This is a genomic window from Mycobacterium sp., assembly GCF_025933915.1.
In the GTDB taxonomy this organism is placed as follows: domain Bacteria; phylum Actinomycetota; class Actinomycetes; order Mycobacteriales; family Mycobacteriaceae; genus Mycobacterium.
Map to the genome: position 1 here is coordinate 1 of NZ_JAICZA010000054.1, position 19559 is coordinate 19559.

The 19559-nt window shown below is 64.3% G+C and carries 21 protein-coding genes, 1 tRNA gene and 1 pseudogene; 8 read left to right on the forward strand and 15 right to left on the reverse strand.

The annotated features are described in order from the left end of the window. Positions 1 to 244 (forward strand): annotated as a pseudogene (locus tag Q0W90_RS10945) (CbiQ family ECF transporter T component); the annotation flags it as partial. A gap of 11 nt (positions 245 to 255) precedes the next feature. On the opposite strand, the gene Q0W90_RS10950 reads toward Q0W90_RS10945, so the two are convergent. From Q0W90_RS10950 to Q0W90_RS11000, 11 genes are all read right to left on the reverse strand, one after another. Then, positions 256 to 1539: an enolase gene (locus Q0W90_RS10950; RefSeq protein ID WP_297774517.1), complete on the reverse strand. Its 1284-nt coding sequence runs from the start codon at positions 1537 to 1539 to the stop codon at positions 256 to 258. 178 nt (positions 1540 to 1717) lie between these two features. Further along, positions 1718 to 2269, reverse strand: a complete 552-nt coding sequence (locus tag Q0W90_RS10955; RefSeq protein ID WP_297593910.1) for a carboxymuconolactone decarboxylase family protein — start codon at positions 2267 to 2269, stop codon at positions 1718 to 1720. Further along, positions 2266 to 3111 (reverse strand): TauD/TfdA family dioxygenase, encoded by an 846-nt coding sequence (locus Q0W90_RS10960; protein WP_297774518.1) that lies wholly within the window; start codon positions 3109 to 3111, stop codon positions 2266 to 2268. The genes Q0W90_RS10955 and Q0W90_RS10960 overlap by 4 nt, the downstream gene beginning before the upstream one ends. Before the next feature lie 25 nt (positions 3112 to 3136). Further along, positions 3137 to 3475, reverse strand: a complete 339-nt coding sequence (locus Q0W90_RS10965) for a hypothetical protein (protein ID WP_297593906.1) — start codon at positions 3473 to 3475, stop codon at positions 3137 to 3139. Continuing rightward, a complete protein-coding gene (locus tag Q0W90_RS10970; protein ID WP_297774520.1) occupies positions 3472 to 4734 on the reverse strand; it encodes an aromatic ring-hydroxylating dioxygenase subunit alpha in 1263 nt (420 codons plus the stop codon). The genes Q0W90_RS10965 and Q0W90_RS10970 overlap by 4 nt, the downstream gene beginning before the upstream one ends. 13 nt (positions 4735 to 4747) lie before the next feature. After that, positions 4748 to 5491, reverse strand: coding sequence for an SDR family NAD(P)-dependent oxidoreductase (locus tag Q0W90_RS10975; RefSeq protein ID WP_297593902.1), 744 nt, complete (start codon positions 5489 to 5491; stop codon positions 4748 to 4750). Positions 5492 to 5523: 32 nt separating this feature from the next. Next, the gene (locus tag Q0W90_RS10980; protein WP_363319568.1) at positions 5524 to 6546 is read right to left on the reverse strand and encodes a ferredoxin--NADP reductase; all 1023 of its coding nucleotides are present in this window, start codon (positions 6544 to 6546) and stop codon (positions 5524 to 5526) included. Positions 6547 to 6699: 153 nt separating this feature from the next. Then, positions 6700 to 7152, reverse strand: coding sequence for a MarR family transcriptional regulator (locus Q0W90_RS10985; protein ID WP_297593898.1), 453 nt, complete (start codon positions 7150 to 7152; stop codon positions 6700 to 6702). A gap of 11 nt (positions 7153 to 7163) precedes the next feature. Further along, positions 7164 to 8408, reverse strand: a complete 1245-nt coding sequence (locus tag Q0W90_RS10990) for an amidohydrolase family protein (RefSeq protein ID WP_297774523.1) — start codon at positions 8406 to 8408, stop codon at positions 7164 to 7166. 5 nt (positions 8409 to 8413) lie between these two features. Then, positions 8414 to 8752 carry a hypothetical protein gene (locus Q0W90_RS10995; protein WP_297593894.1) on the reverse strand — a complete coding sequence of 113 codons (339 nt, stop codon included), beginning with the start codon at positions 8750 to 8752 and terminating at the stop codon, positions 8414 to 8416. Beyond that, positions 8749 to 10017, reverse strand: coding sequence for an aromatic ring-hydroxylating dioxygenase subunit alpha (locus tag Q0W90_RS11000; RefSeq protein WP_297593892.1), 1269 nt, complete (start codon positions 10015 to 10017; stop codon positions 8749 to 8751). Before Q0W90_RS11000 ends, Q0W90_RS10995 begins: the two co-directional genes overlap by 4 nt. A 186-nt stretch (positions 10018 to 10203) precedes the next feature. Here Q0W90_RS11000 and Q0W90_RS11005 point away from each other — a divergent pair, with 186 nt between their 5' ends. Continuing rightward, positions 10204 to 11643: an aldehyde dehydrogenase gene (locus Q0W90_RS11005; protein WP_297774525.1), complete on the forward strand. Its 1440-nt coding sequence runs from the start codon at positions 10204 to 10206 to the stop codon at positions 11641 to 11643. A 180-nt stretch (positions 11644 to 11823) separates the two neighbouring features. On the opposite strand, the gene Q0W90_RS11010 is transcribed toward Q0W90_RS11005, so the two are convergent. Continuing rightward, positions 11824 to 12057, reverse strand: a complete 234-nt coding sequence (locus Q0W90_RS11010) for a hypothetical protein (RefSeq protein ID WP_297593888.1) — start codon at positions 12055 to 12057, stop codon at positions 11824 to 11826. Positions 12058 to 12265: 208 nt separating this feature from the next. Between Q0W90_RS11010 and Q0W90_RS11015 the strand changes: the two genes are divergently transcribed. Both Q0W90_RS11015 and Q0W90_RS11020 read left to right on the forward strand, forming a co-directional pair. Next, entirely contained in the window at positions 12266 to 13900 is a 1635-nt protein-coding gene (locus tag Q0W90_RS11015) for a fatty acyl-AMP ligase (protein WP_297774527.1), read from the forward strand. Positions 13901 to 14125: 225 nt separating this feature from the next. Further along, entirely contained in the window at positions 14126 to 14572 is a 447-nt protein-coding gene (locus tag Q0W90_RS11020) for a DUF5994 family protein (RefSeq protein WP_297593884.1), read from the forward strand. On the opposite strand, the gene Q0W90_RS11025 is transcribed toward Q0W90_RS11020, so the two are convergent. After that, a complete protein-coding gene (locus Q0W90_RS11025; protein ID WP_297593938.1) occupies positions 14569 to 14763 on the reverse strand; it encodes a long chain fatty acid-CoA synthetase Faa4p in 195 nt (64 codons plus the stop codon). The genes Q0W90_RS11020 and Q0W90_RS11025 overlap by 4 nt on opposite strands. 185 nt (positions 14764 to 14948) lie before the next feature. Further along, the gene (locus Q0W90_RS11030; RefSeq protein WP_297593882.1) at positions 14949 to 16046 is read right to left on the reverse strand and encodes a dihydrodipicolinate reductase; all 1098 of its coding nucleotides are present in this window, start codon (positions 16044 to 16046) and stop codon (positions 14949 to 14951) included. 207 nt (positions 16047 to 16253) lie between these two features. On the opposite strand from Q0W90_RS11030, the gene Q0W90_RS11035 reads away from it, so the two are divergent. Both Q0W90_RS11035 and Q0W90_RS11040 read left to right on the forward strand, forming a co-directional pair. Then, positions 16254 to 16469, forward strand: a complete 216-nt coding sequence (locus tag Q0W90_RS11035) for a hypothetical protein (protein ID WP_297593880.1) — start codon at positions 16254 to 16256, stop codon at positions 16467 to 16469. A gap of 251 nt (positions 16470 to 16720) precedes the next feature. Continuing rightward, positions 16721 to 17530, forward strand: coding sequence for a DUF1906 domain-containing protein (locus Q0W90_RS11040; protein ID WP_297700016.1), 810 nt, complete (start codon positions 16721 to 16723; stop codon positions 17528 to 17530). A 150-nt stretch (positions 17531 to 17680) separates the two neighbouring features. Here Q0W90_RS11040 and Q0W90_RS11045 read toward each other — a convergent pair. Next, positions 17681 to 17748, reverse strand: a tRNA-OTHER gene (locus tag Q0W90_RS11045). Positions 17749 to 18090: 342 nt separating this feature from the next. Here Q0W90_RS11045 and Q0W90_RS11050 point away from each other — a divergent pair. Further along, positions 18091 to 18249 carry a hypothetical protein gene (locus Q0W90_RS11050; protein ID WP_297774530.1) on the forward strand — a complete coding sequence of 53 codons (159 nt, stop codon included), beginning with the start codon at positions 18091 to 18093 and terminating at the stop codon, positions 18247 to 18249. Between the two features lie 744 nt (positions 18250 to 18993). Then, positions 18994 to 19293, forward strand: a complete 300-nt coding sequence (locus Q0W90_RS11055) for a DUF732 domain-containing protein (protein WP_297774531.1) — start codon at positions 18994 to 18996, stop codon at positions 19291 to 19293. Positions 19294 to 19559 lie beyond the last annotated feature (266 nt).

Here is a 19559-nt window from a genome sequence, read left to right on the forward strand (position 1 = left end):
GACCCGCAGGGCCCGTGCGAGGCGACGGGCGGTAGATGTGATCGACGTGGTCGTCGCGGTCATCACCGTCACACTGCGCCGCGCCGACGAGATGGGCGATGCGATCACCGCCCGGGGCGGCACCGGTCAGATCTCGGCGGCACCGTCGCGGCCGAAACTCAATGATTGGATAGCACTTTCGATCGTGTCGGCGGTCTGCGGGGCCGCGGTGGCGATAGAGCTGGCGTTGTTCGCCGGCCGCTGATCCGGATGCGCTCAGAACCGCACCAGTGCCGGCACGTCCGCCAGCGTGCAGTCCGGGATACCTTCTGCCGCACGCAGCAGGAAGTTGAGCTTCTCGATGCGCTCACCCGACCGCGGTGCGCCGTTCTTCTGGAACGGTGCTCCCAGTCCCACCGCCAGGTCCATCACCACATCGTCGATCACACCACCCGACCGGCCCGACGGGATCGCCAGAATAGCGTGCCGCGTGGCGTATTCGAAGCAGTCCAGCGCCTCGGCAATGGTCCCGACCTGGTTGGGCTTCAAGATGAAACCGTCTACGGCGGACGTCTCGACGGCCCGCTGCAAACGATCACGATTGGTGACGATCAAATCGTCGCCCAGTATGAGCGAACGGCTCACGGTCCGCACCGCTTTGGAGAACCCGGCCCAGTCATCGCCGTCGAGCAGGTCCTCGATGAACAACATCGGAAACTCCTGCGACAGGCCCCGGGCATAGTCGATCAACGCCTCCGCGTTCACCCGCGCGCCATTGAATGCGTAGGTCGCAGAGCCGTTGTCGTACACCTCGCTCGACGCACAGTCGAGTGCGAACGCGACAACGTCGGCGCACCCCGCGCGCTCGACGGCCTCGGCCAGCACCTCCATGACGACATGCGGGTCACTGGACGGTGCGATGTATCCGTACGACGACGCCAGCAGGGGCGCGCGGCCGAGCCGCGCAGCCAGCACCTCGCCCAGCGCCTCGAACAAGGTCACACCCGTTTCGACCGCCGATTGGATGGAGTCCGCCCGATACGGCACGACGAGGAACTCGCTGAACGTCTGGCAGACATCGCCGTAGTGACCACCGTTGATCATGTTGAAGCTGGGCACCGGGACCGTGGTCGCGGGTTTGAGCCCGAGCAGGGCACCGACGTAGGTGTAGGTGGGCATGCCCGCCGCCGCGGCCGCCGCGCGGAGCAGCGCGACCGACGTGGAGTAGATCGCATTGCCACCAAGTCGGTGTTTGTCCGACGTGCCGTCGAGTTCAATCATGATCCTGTCGAGGGACCGCGGATCGTCGAGCTCCGCGCCGACCAGGACGGGGGAGATTTCGTCGGTCACCGCGGCGATGGCGCGATGCACGCTGAGCCCGTTGTACTGGCTTTCGTCTCCGTCACGCAAGACGAAGGCCTCATGCGAGCCGACCGAGGTGCCGGTCGGTGAGGCGCCGCGACCGATATAGCCTGTGTCAGTGGTGATTTCAACCTCGACCAGCGGCCGAGCCTTACAGTCCAGCAGTTGGCGGGCGATGACGGATGCGATCTTCATCATCAACCTCCCGGACCCAGTATCTCAGCGTAAGACCGCGCCACTGAGAGGTCACCGAAAAGTTGCGAAATGCAATTCCTAGTGCGTGAACATCGCTCCGGGCAGAAGGTTGATTCGCAGACGCGATAGCACATGCGCCAGCGTTTCCGAGTCTCACCTCATGGTTGTGCTGACTGCGGGATTACCCGTGCTCCTCCTGGACACCGAACGTGTTGACGGCCAAGGCCAGCAGCAGGTAACCGCCGATGGTGAAGGTCAGATCCATGCATTGCTGGTCGGTGAACAGCCGGCGCAGTTGATCCCAGGATGCTTGGCTGATGGTGCTGTCACTGGTCAGGTCGTCGACCGCCCGGATCACCGCCTGATCCGTCCGGTCGGCGCAGCGGCCGGACCGAATGTCGTCGATGTCGGCTTCGGACAGGCCGGCTCGCAGGGCGATGGGGATGTGGTGCGACCACAGGTAACCGCAATCGCTGCGGTGCACCACGCGAAGCAGCGCGACTTCGCGGATCCGCGGCGACAGTGTCGACCGGGTGAGCAGGTACGCGTTGAACGGCAGGTAGGCCGCGGTCAGATCGGGGTGACGCACCATGGTCGACAAAACATTGCCTGCGCCAACGGGGTTCGCCCGCTCGGTGGGGATCAGGGATGCTAACGCCGCGCGGGCGCGTTCGTCCCACTCGTCGCCGGGCAGCGGCGTGAGGCGCTGGGGATGTTGGTCGGCGGTGGTCATTCGATCGGTTCGTCGCCGAGCACGGTGGTGCGCAGCATCTCGCGTTGTGAATCCGGGTCGTAGGGGGCGGCGCGGTGCAGCACCCCCCGGTTGTCCCAGATCACGGTGTCCCCGACCGACCAGCTGTGGCTGTAGACCTTCTCCGGCACGGTCGCGCGCTCCAGGAGCTCCTCCAAAAGGGCGCGGCCCTTGTCGAGGTCCATGCCGACGACGTAGTCCGCGGAGGCGCCCAACACCAGTGATTTGCGGCCGCTGCGGTGTGTCCACACCAGAGGATGTTCATGTGTGCGCCGAGATCGCCAGCGCTGCACCTGTTCCGGCGAGGGATCGGGGTACACGCGGCGCTGGGAGGCTTCCAGCGAGTGCACCACGCGCAAGGTGCCGAACCGCTGCTTCTCCGCATCGGTCAGAGCGTCATACGCGGCGTAAGAGTTGGCGAACTCGGTTTCCCCGCCCCATTCGGCGACCTGCACCGCCGACAACACCGTGGCCTTCTGGGGGCATTCGTCGCCCAGCGGTGTGCAGCCGTCGATGTGCCAGTCGAAGGTGGCCTTCAGGTAGGCGGCCGAGGCATTCTTGGACTTATCCAGGGTGATCGGGTAAATACCGGGCACCGGGTGGTGGCCGTCGGAGGAGTGATCGACCTCGCCGAGCCGGCGGCAGAAGCCGACCTGGGCCGCAGGGTCGAGTCGCAGGCCGCGGAAGACCAGAACGCCGTTGTCTTCCAACGCATCCAAGACCGCCGCACCGACCGAGTCGTCACCGGCCAGCGCCGTTGGCTCCAGGCCCGCGACCTCGGCGCCGACGGACTCGGTGAGTTTCGTGATGGTGAGCAGACCCATGGTCGCTCCTTTCCGGGGGGATGAATCAGGGCACCGGCCAGCCGGTCCGGGTCATGACGGCGTCGGCGGCGTCGACCGGGGCCGGTTGATGCATGATCTCCACCGCCATGGCGACCATGATCAGCGAATAGATCATCTGCAACAGATTGAGCGCGTCGTCAGGCAAGCTGTCGAGCGGAAATTTATCGCAGTAGTCGATCGCCTCTTCGAGGCGCGGGAAGAACGCGTCGTAGAAGTCGCGCAGCTCCGGCATCGACGCGCTGACCCTTGCATTCCAGCGTTCGGTTTCGGTTGCCAGGCACCAGGTTTGGGCGTAGTCCTCCAGCTCGGCGAATGCGCTGGGCAACCGGGTTTGCATGGTCACACTCCCACCGGATCCTGTTCGCGGCGATAGGCTTCGACCCAGTCCACGACGACCTTGTGCAGATGGCGCACCAAAATCTCTTGGTCGCCCAGGGGAAAGTCGTCGACGATCCCGTATTCCAGTGCCGCCTGTGTTCCGCCGAGCATCCCGGCGTCTTGCAGCGCAAACTCTTTCAGCACCACCGAGGCGACTTCGTGTTCGACGCGTTCCCGCACGGTGCCCGCCGGGTGGAAGTAGGTGTAGGCCTCGAATCGGTGCGTGTTGTGCGAGGTGGGCCAGTACCGGTAGAGCAGATACCACCCGCCGTAGATCAGAATCTCGATGTTCGGGAAAATCTGGAAATTGCTGATACCCCAGGGCTCGATCCCTCCCGGGTTGAGCCCGGCCGGCAGTTCGCCGATGTCGGGGGTCCGCCAGGGTCCCACGAGCCCGCTGCGGGTGGCCCGCTCGATCGGATACATATATTCCGGTGGCAACAGCCAGCGGCGGCGCCCGGCGGTCGAGACCAACCGGTGCGGGCCGTCGAGTTGGAAGTGCCCACAGGTGAATCCGGCGTTGGGATCGCGGACCTCCGAAGGCACCTGTTGTGAGTGCAGCGAGGGCACGTGGTAATACTCCTGGAAGGCGTCGGCGAAGATCTTCCAGTTGCTGTTGTTGTGGGCCACCCAGTCGTAGCGTTCGGTCAGCTTCGCGAACGGATAGTCGTCGAGTCCGGTGATCATCGGGCCGAGGAACTCGCGCAGGGTCTGGCGCGGTTCGGCGTCGAAGTTGATGAAAATGAAGCCGTTCCACACGTCGCAGTGCACCGGACGCAACCCGTATTCGGCCCGATCGAGGTCGAAGAACTCCGATTCCTGCTGGACGAATGTCAACGCACCCTGCAGGTCGTAGCGCCAGCCGTGGTACTTGCAGGTGAACTGCCGGCACGTGCCGCGGGTCTCCTCACCGGGAAAGTCGTTCCACACCAACTTGTTTCCGCGGTGTCGGCACACGTTGTAGAAGGCGCGGATCTGCTCGTCTCTGCCTTTGACCACGATCACCGAAGCGCCGACGACCTCGATCTCCTTGGTGAGATAGCTGCCGACTCGAGGCAGCTCCTCCACCCGGGCGACGTTGAGCCAGGCCCGTTTGAAGATCGCCTCACGCTCGAGTTCGTAGAACTCCCGAGACGTCGAGTCTCTGAAAGAGACGGGACCGGTTCCCAATTCGGGGTAGTGCTCGGTCCAGGAGCCCTCCGGGGGCCGCCCTGCTCTGGTCATCGCATCCTCACTATCACATCACCGCTCCACCGTTGACACCTAAGACCTGACCGGTGATGTATCGGGCTTCTTCCGAACATAAAAACCCCACCGCTGCGGCGATATCGGCCCCGGTACCCAGGTAGCCCAACGGGATATTGCTGGCGATCTGCTCGTTGGAGGGCAGGTAGCCCGCCGCCTGGCCCCGATGTTGCATGGGGGTCTCGATGCCCGAGGGCGGAATGTTGTTGACCGTGATTCCGTGCGGCGCGTATTCGCGGGCCAGCGACTTGGTCAACGTGATCACCGCGCCTTTCGACGCCGCATAGTGGGCGGCGAATGGGGATCCACGCTGTGCGCTCGACGACGAGATCATCACGATCCTGCCCCAGTTCGCCTCCACCATGTCCGGGAGCGCGACCTGGCAGCAATGAAAGGTGCCCGTGAGGTTGACGTCCATGATCCGCGACCAGGATTCGGCGGTGATATCCAAGAAGGCCGAAAAGTCGAACATGCCGGCGCTGGTCACCAGGACCGTCACCGGGCCCAGCTCGCTTCGCACCTTCGCGAAGGCCTGCTCGACGGCAGGCCGGTCGGTGACGTCGGCGCCCACCGCGAGCGCGGTCACACCCTCGGCGCGCAGGTCGTCGGTGACACGTTGCGCCGCATGCTCGTTGGCATCGAGGACCGCTACTTTCAGACCGCGGCGGCCCAATTCATGGCATGTCGCTTCGCCCATGCCCGAAGCGCCGCCGGTCACCACCGCCACCCTGGTCATCGAATCCGCTCCACCGTGGACCGCCTTATCGCTCACTCGTAGACCACCCGCACCGTGGGGGTGGTGGGCAGGGCCTGACACGTCAGCACCCAGCCGTCCTCGACCTCGTCCGGATCGAGCGCATCGTTGTTGATCATCCGGGCGCCACCCTCGGTCAGGCGGGCCATACACGTTCCGCAGGAACCGATCTCACACGAAGACGGCGCCCGCAAGCCTGCCATACGGGCCGTCTGCAGCAAGGTATTGCCCGCGTAGTACGGCGCCGTGGTCGTCGATCCGTCCAACACGATGGTGACCTCATCGGTGACCACGTCGGTATCGGGTGGCGCCGCCGCGGCGACGTCGTTCACGTCGAAGTGCTCAATGTGCAGGCGGCCGGTCGGCACGCCCGCCGCGGACAGGGCGCTTCGCACGGTGTCCATGAACTCGTTCGGACCGCAGATGTAGAAGTCGGCGTCGTCGGCGTTGTCGACGAACGCGGCGATGTCCGCCGGGGTGGCGAAGCCGTTTTGGTCGTCGAGATGGCGGTGCCGGGCGAAGCGGTCAGCGTGTCGCCTTTCCAGCGACTCCAGCGCCTCGTCGAAAATCACCGCGTCGCGGTTTCGGTTGGCGTAGAACAGCCGTGCGCTGCGCGTGCCGGACGCTAGCGCGGTACGCAACAGCGAAAACACCGGTGTGATGCCGCTTCCGCCGGCGAACGCGACCAGATGCCGATCGCTGTCGTTCAAGACGAAGCGGCCCTCGGGCGGCAAGGCGTACAGCTGGTCGCCGGGGGCGGCGGTGTCGTTTAGCCAGTTCGACACCACGCCGTTGCGGTCGCGTTTGACCGTGATTTGCAGATCTTCGTCCACCGCGGGTGAAGACGACATCGAGTAACAGCGCCGGTACTCGTGTCCGTCGACGCAGACCAGCAGCGTCAGGAATTGCCCGGCTTGGTAGCCGAACTGTCCCGCGCTGCCCCGCGGGACATCGAGAACGATTGACACGGCGTCGCGGGTTTCGGGCACCACGCGTTTGATCCGAAGCGGCACAAAGCCATCCGGCAAATCAGCCATGTCGACAGCGCCCGCGGCATCGCCGGTCACCGCCGCCGGACCGACATTCGTTGCCATACGGTTTTCACCCATCCCCGCCAGAGTATCAACTACTTGCGATTGGTCTCAAGTACTAGACACAGCCTGTGGCACGGCGTCGCGCCGGAGGCGGTGTCAGCCGTCGACGTGATCGGCGAACAGTTCATGCCCGGTCCCCTTTTCGACGACGCGGCCCAGCAATTCGCGCAGCGTCTGTTGCTCGTGCTCGGTCAGCACGCCGAACACTTCCTGGTGTGCGGCGATCGCGTCGCTGACGACCGTCTCGGCGACCTTGCGGCCTTCGCCGGTCAGGTAGGCCCGCAGGATGCGGGCGTGCCGGGGGTCTTGCTTTCTCTCCACGAGGCCGCGGCGTTCCAGGGCGGTGAGCGCGAGTTGAACGCCTTGCGGGCTGATCAGCAGGCGTCGGGCCAATTCGGCGCCCGACAGGCCGGGTTCGTTGGTCAATTGGCGCAGCACACCGATCTGGGCGGTGCTCACACCGTGTTGCCGCATGGCCTCGTTGATGGTGGTCAGCGAATAGTAGAAGGCCTGCTTGAGTAGCCACAGGATGTTGTCGGTGAGTTCCATGACCGCCTCCGTCAGGCCGCGGGCGTCTTGTAGATCTGCCCATTCTTCATGACAAAGCGGACGTCGAGGGTCGCGGCGATGTCGTCGAAGGGATCTCCCGGCACGGCGATGATGTCCGCGAGGTAGCCCGGCGCCAGCCTGCCCAACTCGTCGTCGGCGTCGATCAGCTCGGCGGCGACCACCGTGGCAGCCCGGATTGCCTGGGCGGGAGTCATGCCCCGCTCCACCAGGGCGCCCAGTTCTTTGGCGTTTTGGCCATGCGGGATGGCCGGCGCATCGGTACCGCAGGCGATCCGGACTCCTGCTTCAATCGCCTTGGGCAGCATGGCTTTTGCGCGTGGGAACACCTCGAGCGCTTTCTTGCGCAGCTCCGGTGCGATGCGGTCGATGGCCATGGCGTCGGTCAAATACGTCGTCGAGACCAGGAAGGTGCCGTGGTCGACCATCATCTGAATCGTCTCGTCGCTGGCCAAAAAGCCGTGTTCGATGCAGTCGATCCCGGCGCGAATGCAGGCTTGTATTGCGGTGTCGCCGACGGCGTGTGCCGCCACCCGGACCCCGGCCCGGTGGGCTTCGTCCGCGATCGCGGCGAACTCGGCATCGGAGTACTGCTGCGCGCCGGGTGCGGTGCTGTGCGACATCACCCCGCCCGAGGCGGAGACCTTGATCAGCTTGGCGCCGTGCCGGATCTGGTAACGCACGCAGGCGATCACGTCGGGCACACCGTTGGCGATGCCCTCGGCCACCGACAGCGGCATGACGCCGGGAGCCAAGCGCTGGAACACCGTCGGGTCCAGATGACCGCCGTACGGAGTGACCGCATGGCCGGCGGGATAGATGCGGGGTCCGATGTGCCAACCCTGGTCGATGGCGCGCTGCAGCGCTACGTCGAGCAGATATCCCCCGGTCTTGACCATCAGCCCGAGATTGCGCACCGTGGTGAACCCGGCTTCCAGGGTGGTCCGCGCGTTGACCGCGCCGCGCAGCGTGCGGTACGCCGGGTCGTCCTGCACGCCATGCATGGGCGACGGCAAACCCTCCGGTCCGCCGGGCCCACCGATGAGCAGGTTGAGTTCCATGTCCATCAAACCCGGCAGCAGGGTGACGTCGCCGAGATCGACGATGGCGGCCGAGTCCGGCAGTGGCCCTTCGGGATTGACCGCGGTGATACGCTCGTCGCCGACTACCACCACGGCCGGCGCGTGGATCTGGCCGGTCACGACGTCGGCCCATCGCGCCGCCCGCAGGACGGTCATATCGGTCACGGAACCGGCTCGGATACACAGTCCAGGGTGGAAGCACCCGAATCGGGGACGCGGGGCTGCTTCCAGCACTCCACCGGGAACGACACCATGATCATGGAATAGAGCAGGTGCATCAGGTTCGCGACGTCGTCGGGCAGGTCGTCGAGAGAAAACTTGTCGCAGAACGTCAGCGCTTCTTCGGCCCGCGGGGTGATCGCGTCGTAGAAGGCCTTCATTTCGACCATGGAACTGGCCAGCCTCTTGGCGTACCGTTCCGGTTCGCTGGGCAGGCACCAGTCGGTGAACGGTTCGAGGTCGGCGAACTCGGCGGGCAGCATCGTGGGCATCGTGGTCACACTCCCGCAGTGGACGTCCGGCGATAGTCATCGATCCAGGCCGCGGTCTCCTTGTGCAGGTGCCGGATCAGGATCTCCTGGTCGCAGAGTAAGAACTCGCCGATCACCTGGGATTCGATCATGCTCTGGGTCGCCTCCAGCGTGTTGGCGTCCTGCAGCCCGTATTCCTTGAACGACACCGCCGCCAGTTCCTGGGCCACCCGCTCGCGCGGGGAGCGCGGCGCCGGGAAGTACAGCGTGCCCTCGAAGATGTGACTGTTGTACGACGTCGGCCAGTAGTGGTAGGTCAGATACCAGCCCTGGCCCCAGAACAAGATAACGAAGTTGGGGAACAGCTGGAACGAATCCAGGCCCCACGGGTCACATTTCGCGGGGTTGAGCCCGTCAGGCATCGGCCCGAGATCGGGCTTGTCCCACGGGCCGAACAGCCCGCTCTGACAGATATCCTCGATTGGTTTACGCATCTCGGCCGCCATCTCCCAGGCCCGCACCCCCGAGGTGCTGACGAGCCGGTGCGGCCCGTCCAGCCGGTAGTGCGGGGCTTCAAAACCCGCCTCGGCGGCCGCCTTTGAGTACGCGGTCGGCGACTGGTTCGCGTGTAACACCGGCGCGTGGTAGAACTCCTGGAAGGCGTCCATGTAGAGCTTCCAGTTCGCCTTGACCTCTGAGCGATAAGACCACCGAGACGTCATCTTGTCGAAGGGGTAGCCTTCCAGCTCGGTGATCATGGGCCCCAGGAACTCTCGCAACGACTGTTCGGGCGTCTTGGCGAAGTTGACGAAAATGAAGCCTTCCCAGACGTCGCAGTGCACCGACACGAGCCCGTAGCGACTCTTGTCGAGGTTGAAGAACTCCTCCTCTTGCTGCACGAAGGTGAGGTTGCCGTCCAGGTCGTAGCGCCAGCCGTGGTACTTGCACGTGAACTGCCGGCACACTCCTCGCGTTTCTTCTTCCGGCATGTCGTTCCACACCAACTTGTTGCCCCGATGCCGGCACACGTTGTGATACGCCTTGATATCACCAGATCCCGTGCGGACCAGGATGATTGAGGTATTGACAACCTTCAGCTCCCGGGTGAGATAGCTTCCCTTGCGCGGGACCTGTTCGACGCGACCGACATTGAGCCAGGCCCGTTTGAAGATGGCGTCACGTTCCAACGCATGGATCTCGGGGCTGATGGAGTCCTCGTACGACACCGGTTCGGTGCCCAACTCGGGGTAATGCTCGGTCCAGCTACCCTCCGGCGGTTTGGGGAATCGAGCCATCATCGCTCCTTAAGCAGTCGAACCTCGGGAAAGTCCCTGGGCGCCCAGCCACTCATGACGGCGTTGCCTGCGCGAAACAACCACCTGCGCATCGGTTTCACCGATCCCTGAGAGCTCCGTCACGGCCGACGGTATATCCTCGAACCATCAATAGCAAGTAGTTGATATTGGTCGCAGGAGGCGCGGATGGACCACAACCCCGCAGTGCAAACCACCGGACGCGATGGCGCACGGCCGGCGGCCGGCGTCATGCAGGTCATCTCGCCGCACACCGAGGAACCCATCGCCGAGGTCAATGCGGCGGGGTCCGACGATGTCGACACGGCTGTGGCCGCGGCGCGTGCGGCCTTCGAACCCTGGGGCCGCAGCGAGCCGGCGCAACGGATCGCCGCGGTCCGCCGCCTGGCCGACATCTACGACCGACGCCGCGCCGAGATGGCCACCACCATCACGGCCGAGATCGGCGCACCGATCGGCTTCGCCCAGCGCGCCCAGGTCGGCCTGCCGGCATTCATGATGCGCGCGTTCTGCGACCTGGCCGAAAGACATCCGTGGCAGGAGACGAGGCCCGGCTTCTTCGGGAGCGACGTGCACGTCCGCAGGGAACCCGTCGGCGTCGTCGCGGCGATCGTGCCCTGGAACATGCCCCAGTTCCTCATCGTCACCAAACTCGTGCCAGCCCTGTTGGCCGGCTGCACCGTCGTGCTCAAGCCCGCACCCGAAAGCCCCTTGGACGCACTGCTTTTAGCCGAGATGATCGCCGAAGCCGGCCTGCCGAACGGCGTGGTGAGCGTGCTCCCGGGCGACGCCGCGCTCGGCGCCTACCTCGTCGCGCACCGTGGCGTGGACAAAGTGTCGTTCACCGGCTCCACCACGGCGGGCCGCGCCGTGGCCGCATCCTGCGCGGCCAACCTCACCAAAGTCAGCCTCGAACTCGGGGGGAAATCCGCGGCCCTGGTGCTCGACGACGCATCGCCGGAGAAGGTGGCCGCCGGGGTGCGATCCGCGAGCCTGTCCAACAGCGGCCAGATCTGCAACGCGCTCACCCGCGTGCTGGTGCCGCAAGGGCGCCACGATGAATACGTGGACGCGCTCGCGGCCGAAATGAGCGGCCTGCGCGTCGGCGATCCCAACGACCCCGACACCCAGCTGGGTCCGCTGGTGTCCCGGCGCCAGCAGCAGCGCGTTCGCGACTACATCCAGATCGGGCGAGACGAGGGGGCGCGCGTCGTCGTCGGTGGCGCCGACATGCCCGACGGACTCGACCGCGGCTGGTATGTCCGGCCCACCCTGTTCGCGGCGGCCGACAACACCATGCGCATCGCGCGGGAAGAGATCTTCGGTCCCGTCATCACCGTCATCCCCTACCGCGATGACGAGGAGGCGCTGGCGATCGCCAACGATTCCGATTACGGCCTGGCCGGAGCGGTGTGGAGCAACGACACCGACCGCGCGCTGGCAATCGCCACCCACATCCACACCGGCACCGTCGGCGTCAACCAGGGCTACACGATGGATCCCTTCGCGCCCTTCGGCGGCGTCAAAGCCAGCGGCTACGGTCGCGAACTCGGACCCGAAGGGCTCGACAGCTACCTGGACACGAAATCGATCGCGATCGCGCCGTGATCCTAAATCCCTTGCCGCTCTTAATATTCGACGGCGGTGATGGACTCCCGGCTGCCATGCTGTAGGCTTGCGGGCAGTTCCCCGCGTTTCTGTAGAAGCCACTTGGGGAGCTAGAGGCCGGACCACTACAGTGGTGCCGGCCTTGTCCATACTCGGCGGTTGACCGAGTCCTGGGCGTCGTCAGGACGCTTTGGCGTACCTGCGAACTACGTCATCCTCGCCGAACGTGCTGGTGCGCTGCTGGCCGTTGTCGTCGCGGCTGAAGAACGTCCACTGCCGCGGACCGCTCTGCGGACCACTGATCATCTTGACGGTCAGGTGCAATTCAGTGGGGCTCCGCGTGCCGATGACATCGCCGACCCGGATGTTCGACGGGTGAATCTCGGGTGCGTCGCACCAGTTCTGTGTGGACATGATGCCCATCCTCCCTTGTTCCCAACAGCCTATCCGCAGTTCCGCATTTCTCGGGGGCGGATCAACCGGTGGCGCCGTCGCCGTCACGGAATGCGGCACGCAATCCTGGGATCCTCCCTTGAAGGTCAGTAACATGTCTTCGGCACCTCATACGTCCCGAGATGACCAAAACAGGCCTGTGCGTGGCCTGACACAGGGGGAGGTGACGGTGAGCAGATTCGTTGATGCGATGCTCAGCGCCGCGGAGTGTAGTACTCATGGCCTGGTGACCGGGGAGCCCGGTTCACCGGTCCGGTCTACCTGGGGCGACGTTCATCAGAGCGCCCGGCGGGTAGCCGGCGGATTGGCCGCGTTCCGCGTGGGCCCGGGTGATCGGGTCGGGGTGCTGGCCGGGGCCCCAGTAGAAGTCGCGCCGATCGCGCAGGGCGTGTGGCTGCGCGGCGCGTGTTTGACCATGCTGCATCAGCCGACGCCACGCACGGATCTGCAGGCATGGGTGCACGAAACATTGGCGGTCATCACCATGATCGAGGCAAGCGTCGTGATCGTGTCAGATCCGTTCATGGCAGTCCTCGACGTGTTGGCCGAGCACGGCGCCGCAGTGCTGACGATGGCCGAGTTAGTAAGCGCCGCACCGGCTAAGGTTGTCGACAGCGATGAGAACGATCTGGCGCTTCTGCAGTTGACCTCGGGCTCGACGGATTGCCCCAAAGCGGTGATGATCACCCATGCGAACGTGATGGCCAACGCCGAGGCGATGTTCGTCGGCGCCCAGTACGACCTCGATACCGATGTGATCGTGAGCTGGTTGCCGCTATTCCACGACATGGGTATGACCGGGTTTTTGGCGGTGCCAATGTTATTCGGTGCCGAGTTGGTCAAGATCACCCCGATGGACTTTCTGTCCGATATCTTGTTGTGGCCCAAGCTGATCCACAAATACCGGGCGACGATGACCGCGGCACCTAATTTTGCCTATGCATTACTGGCCAAGCGGCTACGCCGGCATGCCAAGGCCGGTGATTTTGATCTGTCGTCGTTGCGGTGGGCGTTATCGGGTTCCGAACAGGTCGAACCGGCCGATGTCGAGGAGCTCTGTGCCGCTGGGGCACCGTTCGGGTTGCGTCCAGGGGCGATCCTGCCCGCATATGGCATGGCCGAAACGACTGTGGCGGTGTCGTTTTCGGAGTGCGGACTGGGATTGGTCGTTGACGAGGTGGACGCCGACATGCTGGCGGCGCTGCGCCGCGCAGTGCCCGCCACCACCGGCCGCACGTGCCGCCTGGCATCACTGGGGCCGCTGCTGAACGGCATCCAGGCCCGCATCGTTGATGAGGACGGCGCCATCCAGCCGACCCGAGGTGTGGGACTCATCGAGTTGCGGGGAGAGCCAGTCACATCCGGATATGTCACGACGGCCGGGTTTGTCGCCGCCCAAGACGAGCAGGGGTGGTTGAACACCGGGGATCTTGGTTATCTCACCGAGCAGGGCCACGTGGTGGTCTGTGGCCGGGCCAAGGACGTCATCATCATGGCGGGACGCAACATCTACCCCGGTGATGTCGAACGCGCCGCCGGGCGGGTCGCCGGTGTGCGAGCCGGGTGTGTGGCGGCCGTGCGGCTCGACGCCGGGCGGTCACGCGAATCGTTTGCCGTTGCGGTCGAGTCGAACGACGTCGACGACCCCGCACAGGTGCGTCGCATCAAGCATGAGGTTGCTCACGAGGTCGTCGCCGAGGTCGCGGCGCGGCCACGCAATGTGGTGGTGCTGGCCGCGGGTGCGATTCCCAAGACGCCGTCGGGCAAGCTGCGCCGTGCTTTCGCGCTGCCGCTGGTCACCTGACCATCGCCCCTTCGGCGGGCCAAGAACCGCTGGTGGAGTACCGTCGAAGGTGAGCCGTTTCGTTGTTTCAGCGGTGTTCCACCGCGATAGGCGCGGACGACACCCCGGGCAATGTGATTCTCCACTCGCCACGCGGTCGCGGACGAGCGATGCCGAGGTGAAGGAACAATCTGTGTACCGCACGGCGCTGACGGTGGCGTTGATCCTGACCCGTTTTGTGACGCGATGACGTATCTGCAAGCGGGCCGACGCCCGGCCGTTCCCGTCCGGCTCTCTGTGGCTCAAGAGTTGGGTCGCGACATCGACGGCGCGTGGTGGCCACGGGCGGACCGCATTACCAACGAATTACCCGGCGTCGTCGCGGCACTGACACCCCTGCTCGGCGGCATCTCCTCGATCAACGTCAACTGGCCACCGTTACAACGACCGCCCGATTTCAACTGGCACGGGTGGGAGCACAAGCGCCAGCACGTGATGACGTTGAACGGCGTTGATGCCCGGGTGAATCTCTTGATCGTCCCTTATGCGACGTACAGTGCGCTCGCTCTGATGGTGCTGCGCTGTGCGGCCGGGCTGCCCGTCGCCCCCGCGGACCGCGACAAGCCCGCGTTTCTCACCGCGGGCTCGATCCTGCAGGCCGCCCGAGAACAACGCGCCGAGATTCGCGGTTAGTCGGTCTCACTCACGACAAAGACAGCGACATAACCGATGGGGATGCCCGTGAAGGTTGCGATGCATTCCCGTGCCGCAAGTTCCACAATGGCCCGGCTGGTGGCGCGAGTGTCCCTGCTTAGCTCGGGAATTCGGATCATCCATCCGTTCGCGTCGCGAGTGATTTCGATGTCGAAGCACTGACCGACCATCGGACACTTCACGCGCGACGCGACGCGCTGTCGACGGGCACCGCGCAACGCTTGTCGGCGCAGCAAAGTGGGCTGAACAGGCATGGCTGCTTTCCTGAGTCGCAATCGAACCGCGGGCTAGAGTAATGCGCCTCGAGGCGAAAACCTAATCGGCGGTCTCCGCCAGATAACGACGTCGTCGCCGATCAGCGCGTATCGCGCCTCGCCGTGTTGCCGAAGCCGGTGTGGCTGCGGATCAGAGGCAGGTCTGCCATCGTCGCGAAGCCCGCAGGCGCGGCGCACACTGCCCGCACCGCGTTGAGAACCTGCATGGCGGTGGCCACGCTCGCCGAGCGGACGTGCTCCTCGATGCCGGCCGCGCGGCCGAAGCTGGCCAGGCAGAAGAAGTGGGCGCGCATCGACGGGTCGCCTTCGATGGTCAATGTCCAGCCGTGTACGGGCGTGGGCCAATGCTCTGGGTACTCGCCGCCGACGGTCCACAGCGCTTCGATCTCGATGAGAACGTCACCGTCGCGCCGTCCCGACCAGCTCCATCGTTGTCCCGCCGTGGTCCCAGCGCGCAGCACGTGATCGAAGATCTGGTGATCGGCCTTCGCGGGCACAGCCTCCACCGTGGCGGTGACCTCGTCGATGCCGGCGTTCAGTTCGTCGGCGAGAAACCACACCTGTTCGGTGAACAGAGCACTGTTGAACGCCAGGAACTCATTGGTGGTCGGATTGATCTCGTCTACGGGCCGACCAAATGCCATGCCGTCGAACGTGATCGAGGTGCTCTCGTACACCGACCAGTCGGCCCGTTCCTGCACGGTGATCTTGTCGATGGTGCGACTCATCCCCGACAACGCCAGCGGCAGAACACCGGAAAGGTTGCCGGGGTTCAGGCCGCTGCCGTGCACACTGGATTCGCCACGGCGACAGGCATCGAGTACGCGCTCGGTTTCAGATGGTGCGATCCGCCGCGGGTGAAACAAGAAGGCCGTGGTGGCAACGTTTTTGCCGCTGGCAAGAAGCGCACACACGTCGTCGATGCTGGTATGCCGCGGGGTGTAGAGGACGCAATCCGCCCGCGTCGCCAGGATCTTGCCGACATCGGTGGAAGCGGCGACGCCGATGGGGTTGCGGCCCACCAATGTGCCGACGTCGGCTCCGTCCTTGTCGTCGGAATACACGCGGGCGCCAACGATTTGGAGATCCGGCCGGTGGTCGATGATCGTCGTGATCATCTCGCGGCCGACCGCGCCGGTGCCCCATACGATGACTTTGGTGGGTGGTAGGTAGGTCAACTCGACCTCTCCGCGTCGCTTCGATGTTCTTCCGACCAGGCGATGGTAGCGATCGAACGTCCGGCAGGCCGTCCACCCAACTCGCTTGTTGCCGTCGACCGGCGCGTGACTCCGCGTCAGCGAGTGCGGCAGCGCGACGCGTCGGTGATGTGATGCAGACCACATTTATGCGTGATATGTTGCGGGCATCACACCATAGGAGATTTCATGGTTGGCGTGGATCATCCGAGCAAGGCCGTCGTGGCGCCTCGTTCTGGAGCAGCGGTCAATTCACACCGGCTGCTCACGGCGTTTTTGGCCGTCACCATATTTATCTGCGCGATCGTCGGCGTCGTTGCCACCGCGTCTACGGGACACGAGACCGCCGCGCTTATCATCGCGCTCGTGGCCGGCGGAAGTTTCTTGACCGCCGCCTTCTGCTAACCCAAATTCGGTCGGCGCGCGGCGCGCTTCTTTTGGGTGGAGCTAAGTGGACTCGAACCCCGTATTGACCAGGTAAAACACTGGCGCCAAGCGCCTGCACCGACACCCCGTTCGGCTCAGAACGCAGAACCAACAGAATCGTCGCCGCCGCTACAGCCATTAACTCAGACCGGTGAACCACAAAGACCGATTTGATATCGACTACTGCCCACTACTTCTGTTCATCAAAGTCACATATTTAGCATCACGCGATGCAGGATTTGTCGGTCGATGTGTGCCTCCAGCGATCACGCGCTATTCCCCGGCGCGACGTATTGCGCTACGCCATCGCTATGTCTGCGCTGTCGGGTGTGTTTGCGGCATCGGCAAGTGTCGCCGTCCCCGCGGCGGCTGCCGCCCCTCCCAGACTGATCGACTTTGCCATGCGCCAAGTTTCAGCGGAGCATATTCGAGCTGCCGGCTACTCCGGGGTCATCAACTACGTGTCGCTGTCGCGCCCCGGCTCGTCCATGGGTGCCAAGCCGATCACCCGGCCTTACGCCGAGCAGCTGACCGCTGCCGGGCTGATGATCGTCAGCAATTACCAATACGGCAAGCCAGGCGGGACAGCACCATCGGACTTCAGGCGCGGATTCGAGGGCGGCGTCGCCGATGCTCGCACCGCCTGGAAGCTGCATACCGCGGCGGGTGGCGGTCAGAGTGCCCCGATCTTCTTTAGCATCGACGAGGACATAAACCACGACACCTGGAACAATTTGGCACTCAAGTGGTTTCGCGGAATCAATTCGGTACTGGGAGTGCAGCGCACCGGCGTCTACGGCGGTATCGATGTGTGCCGATGGGCCGCCGCCGATGGCGTCATCGGAAGTTCGCGCACTCCTGGCCACCGGTGGGCGTGGCAGACCCGGTCCTGGTCCCGCGGTCAGGTCGAGCCCACCGCGGTTCTCTACCAACGCGTGGTAAGTACCGCGTCGAATCCTGGCCCAGTAGTCGGGGGACTCGAAGTCGACGTCAACGACGTCCTTGCCCAGGATTGCGGTCAGTGGAACCTACATCCCTGAGCCTGGTGCCATGCGGACCGCATCGTCCACTTGCGCGCCTCACGGCGCCGAGTGCGTCGTCTCAAGCCACGTGATCGATGTTGCGCACCGAGAGTCTTGGCACAGATCTGCGCCCAGTAGATTTATCTCTTTGACCTGCATTTATTCGGGTGGAGCTAAGGGGACTCGAACCCCTGCTTTGACCAGGCGAAACACTGGCTTAACTGGTGTTTAGCTCCGTCTCGTTCCGGTTCGGTCCGATTCGTTACCTGCGGTTTGTTTTCGGGTCTTGACGGCGTCAAGAGTGAAGCAGGCGTCCGATCCCAGGCATCCACGACCGGGGGCATCTGCCGGCCCTGGGTCGAGCCCCACCAATCGGCGAACCGTCCATGGCATCGATGCCATGTCCTCGGCTGGTCAACACTCAGGACCTGCCTCGCGGCGCTCACCGGGGTCGCCGACAAATACCAGCTTGCGGAGTAAACGTCAAGGCGGTTTGCCAAAACCCATATGATTTTCATCACAAGTGTGGCAATGTGTCGGTACCGCCAAACGCCCGTCGGACGGAAGGTAGGAGCGAAATGGGATCTGTAATAGTCGTACTCGTCATCCTCTTTATCTTCGTCGGGATGCCGGGGTTCTTTATCTACCAGGTCCGCAAGCAACACCAGCTGCGGAAGCTACAGATCAGAGACCTGAAGGCGCGGGATCGTGAGCGCCGCGAGAGGGGACCCGCGTGATGAGAACGCTGGTCATCGGCACGGCGGCAGCCGCCATCGGTATCGGATTTGCACCATTCACAACGGGGACAGCCAACGCCGCTCCCGCGTGCTCGGTGCAAGCGCCAAGCTTTTACACCCTTCCCGCCAGCGTCCAGTCCCAGATCGTAGGGGCGTGCCTCGCGTCTGCGAGGGCGGCTGGTGTGCCCGCAGCGCCACCGCCGGGAGTGGTGCCCGTTTTGCCACCCCAAGGCGCGCAGGACCCACGGTGCGCGCAGTATCAGATCCCCGGCGACATCCAGCGGTGCCAGGACGAAGTAAATGGAGCGCAGCACCCATGAGGACCCTGATCGCCGCCGCCGCCATAGGCCTCGCACCGTACGGGGTGCTGACGAGCGTCGCCCCCCACGCCAACCCCGCCTGCTCTATGGTCCTTGATCCGGTCAGCGGAACTACGAAGCAGATTTGCGAGCAGTACAACGGCCCTCAAGTCGCCAACAGTTCAGTGCCACCCTGCAAGCAGGGTGGGCAAATCTGCGTCGACTGCACCAGCGCGTTGCAGAACGCGGGGGTCACCGACCCGGCTGCCCTGATGCAGTCGGGATTTGACTGCGCCAGCCCTGGAGCGAGCCCGCTCATGTCGAAGACGCCCCACTGCCACGTCATGTCGATTGCCACCAACCAAGTGCCCTGCTCGGGGGACATAGTTCCGGACCCGAACCACAAGGGTGCCGCCATGGTGACAAACAGCGGTTAGGAGACAGGATGAAGAAAACAGTGCTGATACCGGCCGTCCTTACGGCGGGTATCGCCTTCACCCCGCTCGCGCAGGCGAACACGCAGGATCAGATGTTCATCGCCTACCTGGACAGCCACAACGTCAGCCAGCACATCTCCGACATGAACACTGCCGTTGCCGCCGGTCACATGGCCTGCCAGGAACTGGCTGCGGGCAAGGACGAGATCAGCACCGAGCTGGATGTGGCCGGGGCCGTATCTGGCAACGTCAGCCGCGCCGACGCGAGTTGGATCATCGCCGCAGCCAAGAGGGCGTACTGCCCATAAGCAAGGCGACGTCGGAAGACATCGTCTACACCGCTCTACCGCTACCTCTGCCCAGACGCTTAACGAAGGTCCGAAAGAACGCATCAGACACTACTGATCCCCACCGTCGTGGCGACCTGGAAGTTTTGCGTGCACCCCGGGTCATCCTCCGTCCGCCACTGTCCTGAGTGGTGGTGTCGGCCTGAACTCTGTCCCAGACGTCCACCACACAGCGGCGTTCTACAGGGGGTGCTTTTCGTGTCGATCCAGCTTGTCGGTCACTGATC